This is a genomic window from Roseomonas sp. 18066 (assembly GCF_902706185.1).
GTDB lineage: Bacteria > Pseudomonadota > Alphaproteobacteria > Acetobacterales > Acetobacteraceae > Pseudoroseomonas.
The window spans coordinates 1-17,223 of the sequence record NZ_CACSJM010000033.1 but is presented as its reverse complement, the minus strand read 5'-3'; the positions used below and the strand labels follow the sequence as shown (position 1 = coordinate 17,223).

At 71.6% G+C, this 17,223-nt stretch carries 17 protein-coding genes; 14 read left to right on the top strand and 3 right to left on the bottom strand.

All coding sequences use genetic code 11. The features are described from left to right. From GVN67_RS09235 to GVN67_RS09225, 3 genes are read left to right on the top strand one after another with little or no spacing between them, the layout of a single operon-like run. The gene (locus tag GVN67_RS09235; protein ID WP_159995061.1) at positions 1 to 726 is read left to right on the top strand and encodes a TIGR04282 family arsenosugar biosynthesis glycosyltransferase; all 726 of its coding nucleotides are present in this window, start codon (positions 1 to 3) and stop codon (positions 724 to 726) included. Further along, the gene (locus tag GVN67_RS09230; RefSeq protein WP_159995059.1) at positions 723 to 1,448 is read left to right on the top strand and encodes a glycosyltransferase family 2 protein; all 726 of its coding nucleotides are present in this window, start codon (positions 723 to 725) and stop codon (positions 1,446 to 1,448) included. Before GVN67_RS09235 ends, GVN67_RS09230 begins: the two co-directional genes overlap by 4 nt. Positions 1,449 to 1,465: 17 nt before the next feature. Further along, positions 1,466 to 2,503: an NAD(P)-dependent oxidoreductase gene (locus GVN67_RS09225; protein ID WP_159995057.1), complete on the top strand. Its 1,038-nt coding sequence runs from the start codon at positions 1,466 to 1,468 to the stop codon at positions 2,501 to 2,503. A gap of 6 nt (positions 2,504 to 2,509) precedes the next feature. Here the strand turns inward: GVN67_RS09225 and GVN67_RS09220 are convergent, their stop codons facing one another. Next, positions 2,510 to 3,853, bottom strand: coding sequence for a glycosyltransferase 87 family protein (locus tag GVN67_RS09220; protein ID WP_200845190.1), 1,344 nt, complete (start codon positions 3,851 to 3,853; stop codon positions 2,510 to 2,512). Between the two features lie 350 nt (positions 3,854 to 4,203). Here GVN67_RS09220 and GVN67_RS09215 point away from each other — a divergent pair, with 350 nt between their 5' ends. From GVN67_RS09215 to GVN67_RS09205, 3 genes are all read left to right on the top strand, one after another. Beyond that, a complete protein-coding gene (locus tag GVN67_RS09215; protein ID WP_200845189.1) occupies positions 4,204 to 4,563 on the top strand; it encodes a hypothetical protein in 360 nt (119 codons plus the stop codon). A gap of 96 nt (positions 4,564 to 4,659) precedes the next feature. After that, positions 4,660 to 5,301 carry a cytochrome b/b6 domain-containing protein gene (locus tag GVN67_RS09210; RefSeq protein ID WP_159995053.1) on the top strand — a complete coding sequence of 214 codons (642 nt, stop codon included), beginning with the start codon at positions 4,660 to 4,662 and terminating at the stop codon, positions 5,299 to 5,301. Then, positions 5,298 to 6,071, top strand: coding sequence for a molybdopterin-dependent oxidoreductase (locus GVN67_RS09205; protein WP_159995051.1), 774 nt, complete (start codon positions 5,298 to 5,300; stop codon positions 6,069 to 6,071). The genes GVN67_RS09210 and GVN67_RS09205 overlap by 4 nt, the downstream gene beginning before the upstream one ends. Positions 6,072 to 6,487: 416 nt before the next feature. On the opposite strand, the gene GVN67_RS09200 is transcribed toward GVN67_RS09205, so the two are convergent. After that, positions 6,488 to 7,225 (bottom strand): 3-oxoacyl-ACP reductase family protein, encoded by a 738-nt coding sequence (locus tag GVN67_RS09200; RefSeq protein ID WP_159995049.1) that lies wholly within the window; start codon positions 7,223 to 7,225, stop codon positions 6,488 to 6,490. Positions 7,226 to 7,324: 99 nt separating this feature from the next. On the opposite strand from GVN67_RS09200, the gene GVN67_RS09195 reads away from it, so the two are divergent. The 6 genes from GVN67_RS09195 to GVN67_RS09170 all read left to right on the top strand — a co-directional run bounded on the left by GVN67_RS09195 (position 7,325) and on the right by GVN67_RS09170 (position 13,640). Beyond that, positions 7,325 to 7,954: a TetR/AcrR family transcriptional regulator gene (locus tag GVN67_RS09195; RefSeq protein ID WP_159995047.1), complete on the top strand. Its 630-nt coding sequence runs from the start codon at positions 7,325 to 7,327 to the stop codon at positions 7,952 to 7,954. A gap of 741 nt (positions 7,955 to 8,695) precedes the next feature. Then, on the top strand, positions 8,696 to 9,865 hold the full coding sequence (locus GVN67_RS09190; protein WP_159995045.1) for an amidohydrolase/deacetylase family metallohydrolase: 1,170 nt from the start codon (positions 8,696 to 8,698) through the stop codon (positions 9,863 to 9,865). Between the two features lie 196 nt (positions 9,866 to 10,061). Then, positions 10,062 to 10,982: a metal ABC transporter substrate-binding protein gene (locus GVN67_RS09185; protein WP_159995043.1), complete on the top strand. Its 921-nt coding sequence runs from the start codon at positions 10,062 to 10,064 to the stop codon at positions 10,980 to 10,982. Between the two features lie 2 nt (positions 10,983 to 10,984). Beyond that, positions 10,985 to 11,938 (top strand): metal ABC transporter ATP-binding protein, encoded by a 954-nt coding sequence (locus GVN67_RS09180; RefSeq protein ID WP_304621453.1) that lies wholly within the window; start codon positions 10,985 to 10,987, stop codon positions 11,936 to 11,938. Further along, the gene (locus GVN67_RS09175; RefSeq protein ID WP_159995041.1) at positions 11,935 to 12,795 is read left to right on the top strand and encodes a metal ABC transporter permease; all 861 of its coding nucleotides are present in this window, start codon (positions 11,935 to 11,937) and stop codon (positions 12,793 to 12,795) included. The genes GVN67_RS09180 and GVN67_RS09175 overlap by 4 nt, the downstream gene beginning before the upstream one ends. Further along, positions 12,792 to 13,640, top strand: a complete 849-nt coding sequence (locus tag GVN67_RS09170; protein WP_235035201.1) for a metal ABC transporter permease — start codon at positions 12,792 to 12,794, stop codon at positions 13,638 to 13,640. The genes GVN67_RS09175 and GVN67_RS09170 overlap by 4 nt, the downstream gene beginning before the upstream one ends. Here GVN67_RS09170 and GVN67_RS09165 read toward each other — a convergent pair whose 3' ends face one another. Then, entirely contained in the window at positions 13,641 to 15,050 is a 1,410-nt protein-coding gene (locus tag GVN67_RS09165; protein WP_159995039.1) for an amidase, read from the bottom strand. Between the two features lie 134 nt (positions 15,051 to 15,184). Here GVN67_RS09165 and otnK point away from each other — a divergent pair, with 134 nt between their 5' ends. After that, positions 15,185 to 16,462, top strand: a complete 1,278-nt coding sequence (gene otnK / locus GVN67_RS09160; RefSeq protein ID WP_159995037.1) for a 3-oxo-tetronate kinase — start codon at positions 15,185 to 15,187, stop codon at positions 16,460 to 16,462. Continuing rightward, positions 16,459 to 17,100, top strand: coding sequence for a class II aldolase/adducin family protein (locus GVN67_RS09155; protein WP_159995035.1), 642 nt, complete (start codon positions 16,459 to 16,461; stop codon positions 17,098 to 17,100). Before otnK ends, GVN67_RS09155 begins: the two co-directional genes overlap by 4 nt. Positions 17,101 to 17,223: the final 123 nt, after the last annotated feature.

The window sequence follows — 17,223 nt, the reverse complement described above, 5'->3', positions numbered from 1 at the left end:
ATGGGATCCGTCGCTGTTGCCGTGATCTGCAAGACGCCTGTCGCCGGACGGTCGAAGACCCGGCTGTCGCCGCCGCTGCGGCCGGAGGAATGCGCCGAGATCTCCGGCTGCTTCATCCATGACCTGGGCGCGACCATCGCCGGCCTGCCGCGCGCCGCGGCGCAGCCCTATGCCGTCTACACGCCGGCCGGGTCGGAGGCCGCGCTGCAGGCGCTGCTGCCGCCGGAGTTCCGGCTGCTGCTGCAGGGCGAGGGCGACCTGGGCGACCGGCTGCTGCAGGGCATGGCCGGGCTGCTGGCGGCCGGGCATGCCGGCGCCATGCTGATCAATTCCGACAGTCCGACCCTGCCGCCCGCCCTGCTGCAGGCCGGGGTGACGGCGCTGCAGACGGGGCGGGAGATGGTGATCTCGCCGGCCTTCGACGGCGGCTACACCTTCATCGGCCTGCGCCACCCGCATCGCCGCCTGTTCGAGGAGATCGCCTGGAGCACCTCGACGGTGTTCCAGCGCACCCTGCAGCGCGCCGCCGAGATCGGGCTGGAGCCGCTGGTGCTGGACAGCTGGTACGACATCGACGACGCCGTCTCCTACGCCATGCTGGAGGCGGAGCTGGCCGGCCGCCGCCCGGGCTTCGTGGGCAGCGGCCTGCCGCTGCAGGATGCGCCGATGACGCGCCGCTTCGTCGAGCGCCGCCGCGCCGCTGTCCAGATGGAGATCGGGCTTTGATCCCGGCCGGGACCCGCGTCACCGTCATCATCCCCTGCCTGAACGAGGAAGCGCCGATCGCCCAGGTGGTGCGCGACGTCCTGGCCCAGGGCGTCGCCGAGGTCATCGTCGTCGACAACGGCTCGACCGACCGCACCGCCGAGGTCGCCGCGGCGGCCGGGGCGCGCGTCGTCGGCCAGCCGCGGCGCGGCTATGGCCGGGCCTGCGCTGCCGGCGTCGCCGCGGCGCCGGGCGGCGACCAGATCCTGTGCTTCATGGATGGCGATGGCAGCGACGTGCCGGATTTCCTGCCGCAGCTGGTGGCGCCGCTGGCACGCGGCGAGGCGGATTTCGTCATCGGCTCGCGGCTGCGCGGGAGGCGGGAGCCGGGCAGCCTGACGCCGCAGCAATTGCTGGCCGGGCGCATCGCCGGGCTGCTGCTGCGGCGCAGCTACGGCGTGGCCTTCACCGACATGTCGCCGCTGCGCGCCATCCGCGCCGACCGGCTGCGGGCGCTGGGCATGCGCGAGGAAACCTTCGGCTGGAACCTGGAGATGCAGATGCGCGCCGCCGCCGGCGGGCTGCGCTGCCTGGAAATCCCGGTCGACCACCGCTGCCGGCGCGGCGGCGAGTCCAAGGTCTCCGGCCAGCTGGTCGCCGGGCTGCGGGCGGCCTGGAAGATCACCGCCACCTTCCTGCGCCTGGCCGTGCAGCTGCGCCAGCCGCCCCGCGCCACCCGATAGCCGGAGACGACGACCTTATGCACCTGCTCCTGACCGGCGGCGCCGGCTTCATCGGCCAGCATGTGCTGGCTGCGCTGCTGCGGCGCGGCCATGCGGTGCGCGTGCTGGATTCGCTGCGCCCCGACGTGCATCGCGCCGAGCAGGCCTGGACCCCGCCCGCCGGGGTGGAATTGCACCGCGCCGATATGCGGGATGCAGCAGCAGTGGAGGCGGCGCTGGCCGGGGTGCAGGGGGTGGTGCATCTGGCCGCCAAGGTCGGGCTCGGCGTCGATATCGGCGACATGCCGGATTACGCGTCCTCCAACGATGCCGGCACGGCGGTGCTGCTGGCCGCCATGGCGCGGCGCGGCGTGGCGCGGCTGACCCTGGCCAGTTCCATGGTAGTCTATGGCGAGGGCTTCGGCCTCTGCCCCGAGCATGGCGCGGTGCGGCCGGCGCCGCGGCGCGAGGCGGCGCTGGCCGCCGGCGATTTCGAGCCGCCCTGTCCGCATTGCGGCCGCAGCCTGGGCCCCGATCTGGTGCAGGAGGCGGCGCCGCCCGACCCGCGCAACGCCTATGCCACCAGCAAGCTGGCGCAGGAATTCTATGCGGCGAACTGGGCGCGCAGCACCGGCGGGGCGGTGGCCATGCTGCGCTACCACAACGTCTATGGGCCGGGCATGCCGCGCGACACGCCCTATGCCGGGGTGGCCTCGATCTTCACCTCGGCGCTGCGGGCGGGCCGGGCGCCGCGGGTCTTCGAGGATGGCGGGCAGCGGCGCGACTTCATCCATGTCCGCGACATCGCCGCGGCCACGGTCGCCGCCTGCGAGCGGCATGGCGAGGGGGTCGCGGCCTTCAATGTCGGCTCCGGCACGCCGCGCACAGTGGGGGAGATGGCGGCGGCGCTGTCGCGCGCGCTGGAGGGGCCGGCGCCGCTGGTGACCGGCGAATACCGGCTGGGCGATGTGCGCCATATCACCGCCTCGTCCGAGCGGCTGCGCCAGCGCCTGGGCTGGCAGCCCGAGGTCGGCTTCGAGGCGGGCATGGCCGAGCTGGCGCAGGCCCCCGGCTGAGCGCGCTCAGCCGCCGCGGCGGCCGCGGCGGAATTCCAGGGCGAAGAGCAGCAGCGCGGGCAGGAAGACCAGGGCGCGCCACAGGAAGCGCTCGTTCCAGGGATCGATGTGGAACAGCACCGCGGCCGAGCCCAGCCAGATCAGCCCGGGCGAGGGCGCCAGCACGGCGGGCAGCGCCAGCCAGGGGAAATACCAGGCATAGCGCGGCGACAGCGCCAGCATGGTGGCCGCCATCAGCATCCCGGCATGGCGGCACAGGGTGACCGCCTCCATCGTGCCGGCCGGCGCCCGCAGCAGCGGCCGCAGCGCCAGCAGGAAGCCCGCCGCCACCAGCGCCAGGTACAGCGGCGGCGCCCAGCCCGGCAGCGGCCCCAGCCGCGCCAGCCCGGCCAGCAGCCAGAAGCCGCTGCCATCGGCGAGGCCTTCCTCCGTGCCATAGCTGGGCAGGAAGCCCAGCACCTGCGCCCCGGCCGAGCTGTACAGCGCGTAGAGGCCGAGGATCAGCGCCGATCCCGCCAGCGCCGGTCGCCAGAAGCGGCCGCCGCGCAGCAGGGCCGGCGCCACCACCACCGGCAGGAACTTCACCAGCACGGCGGCGGCCAGCACGGCGCCGGCCCAGCCCTGGCGGCCGCGGTAGCGCAGCAGCAGGGCCAGGCCGATCAGGCCGACGGCCATGGCATCGACATGGCCGTCGCTGGCGAAGGACCACAGCGCCAGCGGGTTCCAGGCATAGATCAGGATGCGCGCGCGCGGCAGCCCGGCGGCGGCCAGCAGCCGCAGCATGCAGGCCATGCCCAGCGCCTCGAAGCCCAGCATCGCCAGCTTCATGCCGGTCACGCCGTCCCACACCCGGCCGACCGCGGCGAAGACCAGCTGCGCCGCGGGCGGATAGATGGTGCGCGCATAATCGGCCCGGTTGATCTTCGGATAGATCGACGGCTCGCGCAGCGGCGCCAGGGCCGGATCGGCGGGAATATGGCGATAGGGGTTGATACCGGCGGCCTGCACCCGCCCGTCCCAGACATAGCGGTAGATGTCGCTCGACAGCGCCGGTGGCTGCAGCAGCAGCAGCAGCCGCAGCAGGGCGGCGAGCCCCAGGATCCACCACAGGCCGCGCGCCGCCGCGGCACCGCGCAGCACCAGGAAGACCGCCGCCAGATAGGCCATGCCCGACAGCGCCAGGATGCCGGTCAGCAGGGCGACGCGCTCGGAATAGACGGGATCGACGGCATGCGGCGCATCCAGGGCCACGCCGGCGATGGTCAGCCCGCCCAGCAGCATCCCGCACAGCAGCAGGCCGATCGGCGGCGCGCGGCGGCAGGCGTCGCCGGGCGTGGGCGGCGGCCTCATGGTCAAATCGGCATCCTCGTGCTGGGGCCGCGTCCGGGCGTGTCAGGCGCAGCGCCCGAGGCTTCTTCGCTGACCCGGAGCCGAAGGTTACCCCGTATCGGCGCGGCGCAGAAAGAAATCCGCGGCGCCCGATCCTGCTTGTGGGCCGCAGGAAGGCAGCCTTACAACCGATGGCATTCGGCGCATGCACGCCTCCGGCCAGAATGCCGCCCGGCCTCGCGGCCGCGGCCAATTCCATGAACGGGTGACCCATGGCCACGCCGCGATCTTTCCGCCTCGGTCGCCGTGCCCTCCTGCTGCTGCTAGCCAGTGCCGGTGCCGCGCGCGCGCAGAAGCCGCGGCCGGAAGGCATGAGCCTGGCCGAGGCCGCCGCCCGCCGTTTCCCGCAGCCGGTCCGCGTCGGCGACCTGCTGCGGCGGCCGGTGCTGCAGCCGCTGGAAAGCCAGCCCAGCCTCGGCCGGGTGCGGGCGGTGGTGCGGCGGGCCGATGGCACCCTGCAGGTGGTGATCGATTATGGCGGCATCCTCGGCTTCTTCACCCGCCCGATCGCGGTGCCGGTGGAGGGGCTGGCGCTGCTCGGCGAATACATGGTCTGCGTCGAATTCACGCCGGGGCAGCTCGATGCCTTCCCGGACTTCGTGGCCGGAAGCGCCGCCGCCCTGCCGCCGGCCGAGGTCATCCGCGTGGCCCTGGTGAAGCCCTCGCATTGAGCCGCGCGCGGCGGCGTAACTTCCGCGGCGCCGCGGCGAAAGGTCTTGCGCAACCCGATCGGATCAGCCGTTCCCGCGGCGGCGGAGAGGAGCACCATGCCGACCAGCCGGAGGCGACGCCTGCACCCCCTGCCGCTGCGCATCATGCACTGGCTGAACGCCGTGGCCATGATCGTGATGATCCTGTCGGGCTGGGGCATCTACAACGACGCCGTCATCATCGGCGGCCTGCATTTCGGCCCGCTGCGGCTGGGCAGCTGGGCGGCGGAAAGCCTGTTGTGGCATTTCGCCGGCATGTGGTTCCTGGCGGTGAACGGGCTGTTCTACCTGGGCTATGGCCTGCTCACCGGCCGCTTCCGCGAACGCTTCCTGCCGATCACCCTGGCCGATCTTCGCGCCACGCTGCGTGACACGCTGCGGCTCAAGCTCGTGCATGACGACCTGACGCGCTACAACGCGATCCAGAAGATCCTCTACATCGTCGTGATCCTGGCCGGCATCGCCCAGGTGGTCAGCGGCCTGGCGATCTGGAAGCCGGTGCAGTTCTCGACCCTGACCTGGCTGCTGGGCGAGTTCCAGGGCGCGCGGCTGGTGCATTTCCTCGGCATGGCGGTGATCGTCGGCTTCCTGGTCGTGCATGTGCTGCTGGCGCTGCTGGTGCCCAGCACGATCCGCGCGATGCTGACCGGCGGGCCGCGCCTGCCGGCCCCGCCGCCCCGCCCGGGCGCCGCGCCATGAAGTCCTTCTTCCGCCCCGCCCGGCGGCCGGATCCGGCGATCCTGCGCGAGCATCGCCCGGCGATCCGCTCGCTGCAGCGGCGGGGCCTGTTGCGGCAGGGCATCTCGCTCGGCGCGCTGGCGCTGCTGACCGGCTGCGATGCCGGGGATTCGGACGCCATCGGGGCGGCGCTGCAGCGCTTCTCCCGGCTGAACGACCGTGTCCAGGCCTGGATCTTCGACCCGCGGAAGCTGGCGCCGACCTATCCGGCCTCGATGGTGCTGAAGCCGCCGCGCTTCAACGCCTATTACGACATCACGGAGGTGAAGCCGGTCGACGGCGCCGGCTGGCGGCTGGAACTGTCTGGGCTGATCGAGGACCGCGCGCCCTGGACCGCCACCCGGCTCGCCGCCCTGCCGCAGGAAGAGATGGTGATCCGCCATATCTGCGTCGAGGGCTGGGACTATATCGGCCAGTGGTCCGGCGTGCCGCTGGGCGATTTCCTGCGGCGGATCGGCGCCGATACCCGCGCCCGCTACGTCAATTTCCAGACCGCCGACGACTATCCCAGCAGCATCGACATGGCGACGGCGCTGCATCCGCAGACGCTGCTGGCCACGCGATACGCCGGGGAGGAACTGCCGGACCCCTTCGGCTACCCGCTGCGGCTGCGCACCTCGACCAAGCTCGGCTTCAAGAATCCGAAGTGGATCACGGCGATCGAGGTGACCAACCACTACAGCCCGGGATATTGGGAGAAGCTGGGCTTCAACTGGTTCAGCGGCCTCTGAGCCTCGCCGCCCGGTCTGAGCCTCTGCCGCTCGCGGAGCGCGAGAGCAGCTGCCGCGACCGTTGTCTGTTCGCGGACGCTGCGACGCGTGGAGGCGGGCGGCTCCACCACGCCTCCTTGCCAGAGCATCCTTCTGCGCATTGCAGGGCCTGGGGCACCGCCAGATTGCCGGCTATGCGAGCGCCTTTGCCAATCCGCGCCCTCTCCGCTTCCTCCCGCATCATCATCCTCGATGCCGGGTCGCGCCGGGTGGTGGGCGATGCCATCGGCCGGCATCCGGCGGAGGCTGGCGGCCCTGCACCATTCCAACCGCGGCAACCCCTGCGACAACGCCCACGGCGTTCCACCGGCAGCCGCCTCGCTGAGGGGGGGTAATTCAGGGGCGCCCCCCCTGTCCGGCAGGAGGGGCTCAGTCCGCTAAGCGTTCAGCCCGCCATCGACGACGATCCCCGTCCCCGTCACCTGGGCCGCGCCCGGCCCCGCGAGGTAGGCCACCGCCGCGGCGATGTCCTCCGGCTTGCCGTAGTGGCCGAGGGCGATGCCGGCGCGCTGGCCTTCCGCCTGGGGACCGGCGGCGGGGTTCATGTCGGTGTCGGTCGGGCCGGGATGGACCAGGTTCACCGTGATGCCGCGGGGGCCGAGGTCGCGCGCCAGGCCGCGGGTCAGGGCCAGCAGCGCCGACTTGCTCATCGCATAGACGCTGATATTGGGCTGGGCGACGCGCTCGGCCAGGCACGACCCGATGCTGATGATGCGGCCGCCCTGCGACAGATGCGGGATCGCGGCCTGGATCGACAGCACCACGCCGCGGATATTGACGTTGATGATGGCGTCGATGTCGTCGAGGCTCATCGACTCCAGCGGGCCGCCGCGGGCGACACCGGCATTGTTCACCAGGATGTCGAGCCCGCCGAGGCCGGCCACCGCCTCCTCCACCGAGCGGCGGATGGCGGCAGGGTCGGCGCTGTCGGCGGCGATGGCCAGGGCGCGGCGGCCCAGCGCCTCGATCTCCTTCGCCACGCCGGCCGCGCGATCGGGGGAGCTGACATAGGTGATGGCGACATCGGCGCCGCGGCGCGCCAGCTCGAGGGCGATGGCCGCGCCAATGCCGCGGGACCCGCCGGTCACGAGGGCGCGCTTGCCGAGAAGATCCATGGGAAAGCTCTTTCTGTGTCGTTCGATACATAAAGCTTGCCGCCGGTTGCGACACGGCGTCAAGTGAATTATATAACGATCGATAGAGAAATAGGTGCCATGGCCGAACGCGGACGTCCCCGGAGCTTCGATCGCGAGCGCGCACTGGCCGCGGCCATGCTGCTGTTCTGGCGGCGCGGCTACAGCGCGACGTCGGTGGCCGAGCTGTGCCAGGCGATGGGCATCGGCTCGCCCAGCCTCTACGCCGCCTTCGGCAGCAAGGAGGCGCTCTATGCCGAGGCGCTGACGCTCTATGGCGAGCGCTTCGGCCCGCGCATCTGGACCGGCTTCGACGCGGCGCCGACGGCGCGCGAGGCGATGCGGTCGCTGCTGCTGGATTCGGCCACGACGCTGGCCGAGGATTCCTGCGGCTGCATGGTGACGCTGGCCAGCCTTGGCGACACCGAGGCCTGCCAGGCGAGGTCGCTGCTGGCCGGGATGCGCGCGGCCATCCTGGCGAAGGTCACCGGGCGGCTGGCGGCGGCGCAGCTTGCCGGCGAATTGCCGGCCGGCGTCGATGTCGCGGCGCTCGGGCGCTTCTATCTCGGCGTGCAGCAGGGCATGTCGGTGCAGGCGCGCGACGGCGCGGGCGAGGCGGCGCTGGCGGCGATGGTCGATGTCGCCATGGCCGCCTGGCCGGGCGGCTCGTTGTCGCCGAGCGCGCGATACCGGCCCTGGTCGGGGTCGTAGCCGTAGCGCTTCATCTCGGCCCCCGTCAGCGTCACGTCGCGGCCGCCGCGTTCTTCGGTGCGGTCCAGCGACATGGTGATCACCGGCCAGCCGGGCCGCGCCATCGCGGCCCGGGCATCGAAGACCGGCGAACCCTTCAGCGTGACGCAGGGGGTGCGCGGCGGGGCGCAGGCGGCGCCGTTGTCGCTGCCGGCCGGGATGGTGCCGCCATGGCGCCACTGGCTGCGCGCCGCCTCCAGCCGGAAGATCTCCAGGCCGAAGATCGTGCTGCCCTGAACGCTGCTGGTGGTGCGCAGCGCCAGGATCAGGCCGCCGCCGGGCAAGGCGTGCTGCAGCGGCGCGGCTTTCTCCTCGACCAGCGGCGCATCGCCGCCGGCGCCGCCGGTGCCGATGCGCCCGATGCCGGCCTGCAGGCTGGCGGGGATCCAGCGCTCGCCCTCGCGGCGGAAGCTGGCCTGGTACAGCGGCAGGGTCTCGTCGGGCGCGTGGAAGACGGCGCCGCCGCTGGGCGCGGCGAGGGCGGGGCAGGGCTGGCGGCCCAGGCCGACAGCGGCAGGGCCAGGCAGGCGACGAGGGCAGCGGTTTTCATGGCCCGCAAAATAGGAAACGGCCCCGCCAGCGTCGCACCATTCCCCCGTGACGCGCGGCCCGGCCAGGGGGGCGGCACCAGACTCCACGCGTCTAGGAAGGCCGCGCCAAGGGTGGCAGGCTCGCGGACAGCAAGCTTTGGGAGCTGAGCGGATGGCCTATGATCTGATCCTGGCCGGTGGCCGGGTGGTGGACCCGTCGCAGAAGATCGACGGGGTGATGGATGTCGCCTTCGAGGGCGGCAAGGTAGCGAAGCTGGCGCCCTCGATCGCGGCGCCGCCGGGCTGCGAGCGGCGCGATGTCAGCGGGCTGATCGTCACCCCCGGCCTGATCGACCTGCACACCCATGTCTATGACGGCGGCACCTCGCTCGGCGTCAACGCGGAAGAATTCGCCCGGATCTCGGCGGTGACCACGGCGGTCGACACCGGCAGCGCCGGCCCGGGCAATTTCGCCGGCTTCCGCAAGCATGTGATCGAGCGCAGCCAGGTCCGCATCCTGGCCTATCTGCATGTCTCGCATGCCGGCATCTTCGGCTTCTCCAAGCGCGTCATGGTGGGCGAGAGCGAGGAGCTGCGCCTGATGAACCCGATCGAGGCGGTGCAGGTGGCGGATGCCAACCGCGACGTCGTGGTCGGCATCAAGGTCCGCGTCGGGCGGCATTCCTCCGGCACCTCGGGCGCGGTGCCGCTGAACATCGCGCTGCAGGTGGCCGACGAGGTCGGCATGCCGCTGATGGTCCATATCGACCATCCGCCGCCGAGCTATGAGGAGGTCATCGCCCAGATGCGCCCGGGCGACGTGCTGACCCATGCCTTCCGCCCCTTCCCCAACTCCCCGGTGAACGCCCAGGGCAAGGTGAAGCAGGCCGTGCTGGCCGCGCGCGACCGCGGCGTGCTGTTCGATATCGGCCATGGCCAGGGCTCCTTCGCCTTCAAGACGGCCCGCGCCATGCTGGCCAACGGCTTCATGCCCGACACCATCTCTTCCGACGTCCATTCGCTCTGCATCACCGGGCCGGCCTTCGACCAGGTGACGACGCTGTCGAAGTTTCTCTGCCTCGGCGTGCCGCTGTCGGACGTCATCGCCGCCTCGACCAACCTGGCGGCGGCGGCGCTGCAGCGGCGGGAGCTGGGCACGCTGAAGCCGGGCAGCATCGGCGACGCCTCCATCCTGTCGCTGCGCGAGGGCCGCTTCGACTATGTCGACGTGGTCGGCGAGCGGCTGGAAGGCAGCCAGCGCCTGGTCGCCGAGGGCGTGGTGATCGCCGGCCGCTGGTGGCATGGCCGCGCCGCCGACGAGCCGATCCACGGCACCATCTGACCATCCATCCAGCTACGAGCGGGAACGGGGCCTTTACGGCCCCGTTCTTGTTTCAGCCCTCTCTCCCCTCACCGCAAAATGTGGCGGTTTGACGAAACCCCAACCAAGCCTCTTGATTGTAGCCTCGGCTACATGCTCAATGGCGGGCATCAAATGGCTGCCGTGACCACAGCTTGGCCGACGAGGGGAAGTTTGGATGCGCCTGACGCGACGGATTGCCGGAAAGACCGCTGGCCTGGCCCTGCTGGCCGGGCTGCTGGCCCTGCCCTCCCTCGCCGAGGCGCGTGACCGCCCGCTGCGGGTGGTGACCACCTTCACCATCCTGCAGGACATGGCGCAGAACGTGGCCGGCACCGCCGCGGTGGTGGAATCCATCACCCGCCCGGGCGCCGAGATCCACGACTACGAGCCGACGCCCCAGGACATCGTGAAGGCCCAGGGCGCCGACCTGGTGCTGTGGAACGGCATGGGGCTGGAACGCTGGTTCGAGCGCTTCTTCCAGCGGGTGAAGGATGTGCCCTCGGCCGTGCTGACCGACGGCATCGCCGGGATCGCCATCACCGAGGGGCCGTATAAGGGCCGCGCCAATCCGCATGCCTGGATGTCGCCGGCCAATGCGGTGCTCTATGTCGAGAACATCCGCAAGGCGCTGGCCGCGGCCGACCCGGCCAATGCGGCGGTCTATGCCGCCAATGCCGCCCGCTACACCGCCGAGATCCGCGCCCTCGACGGGCCGATCCGCGCCCAGCTGGCCGGCATCCCGGATGCGCAGCGCTGGCTGGTGACCTGCGAGGGCGCCTTCTCCTACCTGACCGCCAATTACGGGCTGCAGGAGCTCTACCTCTGGCCGATCAACGCCGAGGAGGAAGGCACCCCGCGGCAGATCCGGAAAGTCGTCGACACCGTCCGCCGCCAGAAGATTCCTGTGCTGTTCTGCGAAAGCACGGTCAGCGACCGCGCCATGCAGCAGGTGGCGCGGGAGGCACGGTCGCGCTTCGCCGGCGTGCTGCATGTCGACAGCCTGACCGGGCCGGAGGGCGACGCGCCGACCTTCCTGCGGCTGCTGGACTACAACGCGAAGGCGATCCTCGCCGCCTTCCAGGCCGGGAGAAGCTGAGCATGCTGATGGGCGCCGCCTCCCCTCCCCTGCTGCTGCCCCGCTCGCCCCTGCGCGGTTTCGGCGACTGGCTGCTGGAGCGCATCGCGCCCGCGGCCGACAGCCCGGTCCCCGCCCTGGCCGCCCCGCGCATGGAGCTGCGTGTCGAGGGTGCCACCGTCGCCTATGCCAATGGCCATGTGGCGCTGCGCGAGGCGACGCTGGTGCTGGACCGGCCGACCATCTGCGGGCTGCTCGGCGTCAACGGCGCCGGCAAGTCATCGCTGTTCAAGGTGGTGATGGGGCTGGTGACGCCCGCCGCCGGCAGCGTCCGCATCGCCGGCGAGAGCGTGGCCACCGCCCAGCGCCGCAACTGGCTGGCCTATGTGCCCCAGGCCGAGGAGGTCGACTGGGCCTTCCCGGTCAGCGTGCGCGACGTCGTCATGATGGGCCGCTACGGCTATATGAACAGCCTGCGCATCCCGTCCGCCGCCGATCGCCGCGCGGTGGAGCAGGGGCTGGCCCGCGTCGGCATGCTCGACTTCGCCGACCGCCAGATCGGCCAGCTGTCGGGCGGGCAGAAGAAGCGGGTCTTCCTGGCCCGCGCCCTGGCCCAGGACGGCCGCATCATCCTGCTCGACGAGCCCTTCGGCGGCGTCGACGTCACCACCCAGGAGCAGATCGTCTCCCTGCTTCGGGAATTGCGGGCGGAAGGGCGGATCATCCTGGTCTCGACGCATGACCTGGCCAGCGTCCCGGGCTTCTGCGACCAGGTCGCCCTGGTGAAGGGCACGGTGCTCGCCGCCGGCCCCACGGAGAAAGTCTTCACGCCGGCCAACCTGGCCCGCGCCTTCGGCGGCACCGCCGCCACCCAGGCCGCCGGCGCCGGCGTCACCCTGGTGCCCAGCCCGGATGGCGCGCAGCTGGTGATGGATGCCGAAGGCCGCCTGCTGGGGCAGCTGCAGCCCCGGCCATGATGGAAGCCCTGCTGGTCCCCTTCGACTACGAATACATGCGCAACGCCATGCTGGTCTCGGCGGCGATCGGCGCCATCTGCGGCCTGCTTTCCTGCTTCGTGGCGCTGAAGGGCTGGTCGCTGCTGGGCGACGCCCTGTCGCATGCGGTGGTGCCGGGGGTGGCGCTGGCCTGGATCCTGGGGCTGCCCTTCGCGCTGGGGGCCTTCGCCTCCGGCCTGCTGGCGGCCTGGTTCATGGGCTTCATCCGCCGCAACAGCCGCATCCGCGAGGACGCCGCCATCGGCGTGGTCTTCACCGCCTTCTTCGGCGCCGGGCTGGTGCTGCTGACACTCTTCCCCAGCAATATCCGGCTGCAGACCATCATCTTCGGCAATGTGCTGGGCATCGCGCCGGAGGACACGCTGCAGCTGCTGATCGTGACGGGCGGCGTGCTGGCGGTGATGCTGCTGCGCGGGCGCGACCTGATGCTGTGGTGCTTCGATGCCGGCCATGCCCGCGCCATCGGGCTGAACACGAACCTGTTGCAGATCCTGCTGCTGGGCAGCGTCGCCGCCGTCGCGGTCGCCGCCATGGTCGCCGTTGGCGCCGTGCTGGTGATCGCCATGCTGGTGGCGCCCGGGGCCACCGCCTATCTGCTGACCGACCGCTTCGGCCGCATGCTGCAGCTGGCGACGGCGATCGGCGCGGGCACGGCGCTGGTCGGCGCCTATGCCAGCTATTTCCTCGACGGCTCCACCGGCGGCGTCATCGTCAGCCTGCAGGCGCTGCTGTTCACCATCGTCCTGGTCTTCGCGCCAAAGCACGGGCTGCTGGCCGGCCGCCGCGCCCGCCGCGCGGCGATGGAGGCCACCCCGTGATCGACGCCCTGCTCGCCCCCTTCGCGCATGACTTCATGCGCGAGGCCCTGCTGATCGGCAGCCTGGTGGCCACCGCCTGCGCCCTGCTGTCCTGCTACATCGTGCTGAAGGGCTGGTCGCTGCTGGGCGACGCCATCGCGCATGCGGTGCTGCCGGGGGTGGTGATCGCCTCGGCGCTGGGCTTTCCCATCGCCATCGGCGCCTTCGCCGCCGGCATGACCTGCGCCCTGTCCGCCGGCTTCGTGCAGTCGCACAGCCGGGTGAAGGAGGATGCGGCGCTGGGCGTGGTCTTCACCGGCATGTTCGCCGCAGGCCTGGTGCTGCTGGCCTTCCTGACCACCGAAGCCCACATCACCCATATCCTGTTCGGCAATATCCTGGGCATCGAGGCAGAAGACTTCTGGCAGACGCTGGCCGTCGGCGGCGCCGTGCTGGTGGTGCTGGCGGTGAAGGGCCGCGACCTGGTGCTGTTCTGCTTCGATGCCGGCCATGCCCGCAGCATCGGCCTTAATGTCTCAGCCCTGCGCTACCTGTTCCTGGCGCTGCTCTCGGCGGCCGTCGTCGCCGGGGTGCAGGCGGTGGGGGTGATCCTGGTCGTCGCCCTGCTGATCACCCCGGGCTGCATCGGCTATCTGCTGAGCGACCGCTTCGGCCGCATGGCCGCCATCGCCGCCAGCAGCGCGCTTCTGTCGAACGCCGCCGGCATCGTGCTGAGCTTCCATTTCAACGCGTCGCCGGCCGGCAGCATCGTGCTGGTGCTGTCCGGCCTTTTCGCGCTGGCCCTGGTCTTCGCGCCGCAGCATGGGCTGCTGGCGGCGCGTCGCCGGATTTCTTCCGCAGGCTGATCAGACGGGCGGGCGGTGCTGCGCCCAGGGCCGCACCGCCTCGAAGGCCGCCGACATCTGCAGCACCCCCAGATCGTCGAAGCGCCGGCCGACGATCTGCAAGCCCACCGGCAGCCCGTCGCTGGTGAAGCCGCAGGGGATGCTGGCCGCCGGGTTCTGCGACAGGTTGAACGGGTAGGAGAACTCCGCCCAGCTCATCCAGTCCCAGGGGTGCTGCGGCCAATGCGGCGGCTGCAGCAGCTCGGCCGGGAAGGCCGCGGTGGACACCGCCGGGGTGATGAGGAAGTCCCAATCCTCGAAGAAGCGATGGATCTCGGCGCAATAGGCGTATTTGACGATCCGCATCTTCTGATAGTCGGCGAGCGAAATGTGCAGCCCGGCCTCGAGGCAGGCGACGAAGCCCGGGTCCATCCGGTCGCGGAATTCTTCGACCCGGTCGGCATGGCGGCTGAAATGCGCCGGCCAGAAAAACCGCGCCAGCTCCGGCCCGCGCGGGCCCCAGGGGGTGGAGGCTGGTTCCACCGTGAGGCCCAGCTCGGACTCAAAAGCGCGCGCCGCCTTCTCCACCAGCGCTGCCACCTCGGGGTCGACCCGGGCATGGCCCAGATCGGCGCTGAAGGCGATGCGCGGGCGGCGGGGACGGTCGGGCAGGCGCCGCAGGTAATCGGCCGGCTGCGCCTCCAGGCTGGACTGGTCCTCGGGATGCGGCCCGGCCATGACCTTCAGCATCAGCGCCGAATCGGCCACCGTCCGGGTCAGCGGCCCCAGATGCACGGTGTAGTCGCTGGCGGCCATCGGCGATTGCGGGATGCGGCCATAGCTGGGCTTGAGGCCGAAGACGCCGCAGAAATGCGCCGGCATGCGGATCGAGCCCGCCCCGTCGCTGCCCTGGTGCAGCGGGCCATAGCCGGCGGCCGCCCCCACCCCGGCGCCGGCCGAGGACGCGCCGGCATTGAAGCCCTGCTTCCAGGGATTGTGGGTGATGCCGGTCAGCGGCGAATGGCTGACGCCGGTCCAGCCGAATTCCGGCGTGGTGGTCTTGCCCAGGATGATGGCGCCCGCGGCCCGCAGGCGCGACACCATGACGTTGTCGGCCGTCGCCACGTCGCCGCGGCGCAGATGCGTGCCGTATTCGACCGGCATGCCGGCCACCGCCTCATGGTCCTTGATGGTCACCGGGATGCCGTGCAGCGGCCCCAGCGGCGCACCCTTGGCAATCGCCGCGTCTGCCGCTTCCGCCGCCTCCATCGCCTGCTCGGCGGCCAGATGCGCAAAAGCGTTCAGCTTCGGCTCCAGCGCCTCGATCCGCTTCAGCACGGCGGCGGTGACCTCGCTGGGCGCGACCTGCTTGGCGCGGATCGCATCGCCCAGCGCCGTCGCCGGGGTGAAGCAGAGATCGGTCTCGTTCATGCCTGGAACCTTTTTCTGTCCATCGGCCGGAGGAGGGGGGCGGAAGCAGACTCCACGCCTGCGCCAGGGCGGGCTTCCCTCGGGGCCATTTGGATATATCATATTTGATCTTAGCCCCGCGCAAGGAGCGATCCATGCCCCCTTCCCTGCTTCTCGGCGCCCTGGCCGACGACCTGACCGGCGCGGTGGAGCTGGCCGGCATGCTGGTCGCCGGCGGCGCCGCCACCCTGCTGGCGGTCGGCCCCGACGCCGTGCCGGCGACGCCCGACGGACTTCACGCCATCGTCGTCGCCTTGAAAAGCCGTGTCGCGCCGCCGCGCGAGGCTGAGGCCCTGGCGGATGCCTGCCGCGCCCGGTTTGCGGCGCTGAACGCCCGCCAGGTCTTCTTCAAATACTGCGCCACCTTCGACAGCACATCAGACGGAAACATCGGCAACATGGCCGAGCGGCTCTGCGATGGCGCGCCGACCGCGCCGGTGATCTTCTGCCCGTCCTATCCGGCGGCGAAGCGCACCGTCTTCCGCAGCCACATGTTCGTCGCCGACCAGCTGCTGGCCGATTCGCCGAAGCGGCACGACCCGCTGACGCCGATGACGCAATCTGACCTGCGCCAGGTGCTGGCGCCGCAGACCCGGCTGGGGGTGGGCAGCCTCTTCCTCGAGACCATCGCCGCCGGGCCAGAGGCCATCCGCGCCGCAGCCGAGGCCGAGCGACTGGCCGGCCGCCCCTTCCTGGTCACCGACACCGTGGTCGAGGCCGATCTGCAGGCGCTTGCCGAGGCCAGCCTGGACTGGCCGCTGGCCACCGGCGGCGCCTCGATCGCCGCGTATTACCCGGCGCTGTGGCGCGCCCGCGGCTGGATGGCCGAGGCCGCGCCCCCTGCCCTGCCCGGCATCGCTGGCCCCGGCGCCGTGCTGGCCGGCAGCTGCGCCGAGCAGACCCGCGCCCAGTTTTTCGCATTCCGCGATGCCGGGCACCCGGTGCGGCTGCTCGACCCCCTGGCGCCGCTGGAGGCCACCGTGGCCGCGGCGCTGGACTGGGCAACGCCGCGGCTGTCCGAAGGCCCCGTGGCGCTGTCGCCCTCGATCGAGCCGGAGGCCGTGGCCCGCGCCCAGGCGGCCCTCGGCCCGATCGAGGCCGGGCGCCGGGCGGAAGCGCTGCTGGGGGCGCTGGCGCAAGGCCTGATCGCACGCGGCGTGCGGCGGCTGGTGGTGGCGGGTGGCGAGAGCTCGGGTGCCGTGGTGCAGGCGCTGGGCATCACCCGGCTGCAGGTGGCGCCCTTCGCCGCGCTCGGCGTCGGCCGCTGCCTGGCGGAATTGGAGCACCCCCTGGCGCTGGTGCTGAAATCGGGGAAGCTCGGCGCCATCGACCTTTTCGCCAGCAGCCTGGCCGCCCTGGAGACCCCCGCATGACCGACGCCCTGGCCGCCACATTGGTGGAAACCTACAAGGCCCTGGCCCGGCACGGGCTGAACCATGGCAGCAGCGGCAATGTCAGCGCCCGCCTCGGCGCCGAGATGCTGGTGACGCCGACGGGTGCCACCGCCGACAGCCTGACGGCGGCGGCGATGGTGCGCATGCCGATCCTGGGCCCGGCCGCCCCCGGCAGCGCGCCGTCCAGCGAATGGCCGATGCATGCCGCCGTCTATGCCGCCTGCCCGGAGGCCGGCTGCGTCATCCACAGCCATGCCGATGCCTGCACGGCGCTGTCCTGCCTGAACGAGCCGCTGCCGGCCTTCCACTACATGGTGGTGGGCTTCGGCGGTGCGACCGTGCCGATCGCCCCCTATGCCACCTTCGGCACGCCGGCCCTGGCCGAGGCCGCGGGGCGCGCGATCGCCGGCCACAAGGCCTGCCTGCTGGCCAATCACGGCATGATCGTCCAGGGCCCGGATGCGGCGACGGCCCTGGCCACCGCCATCCGCCTGGAGACGCTGGCCCGCCAGTATCTTCTCGCGCGCGGCGCCGGGACGCCCCGGATTCTGTCAGCGGCGGAGATCGCCGCGGCGAAGGAGCGCTACAAGACATACGGCAAGCCGCAGCCGAGCTAGGTAGTGAACTCATAAAGCTTGCGGTGTTCGGCGTGCCCTGATTCAAAGCTCCAGATGGTGAGGAGCGTCAGATGGCCCGGTTCGACCTGACCGAGAGCGAGTGGTCGATCATTGCCCCGCTGC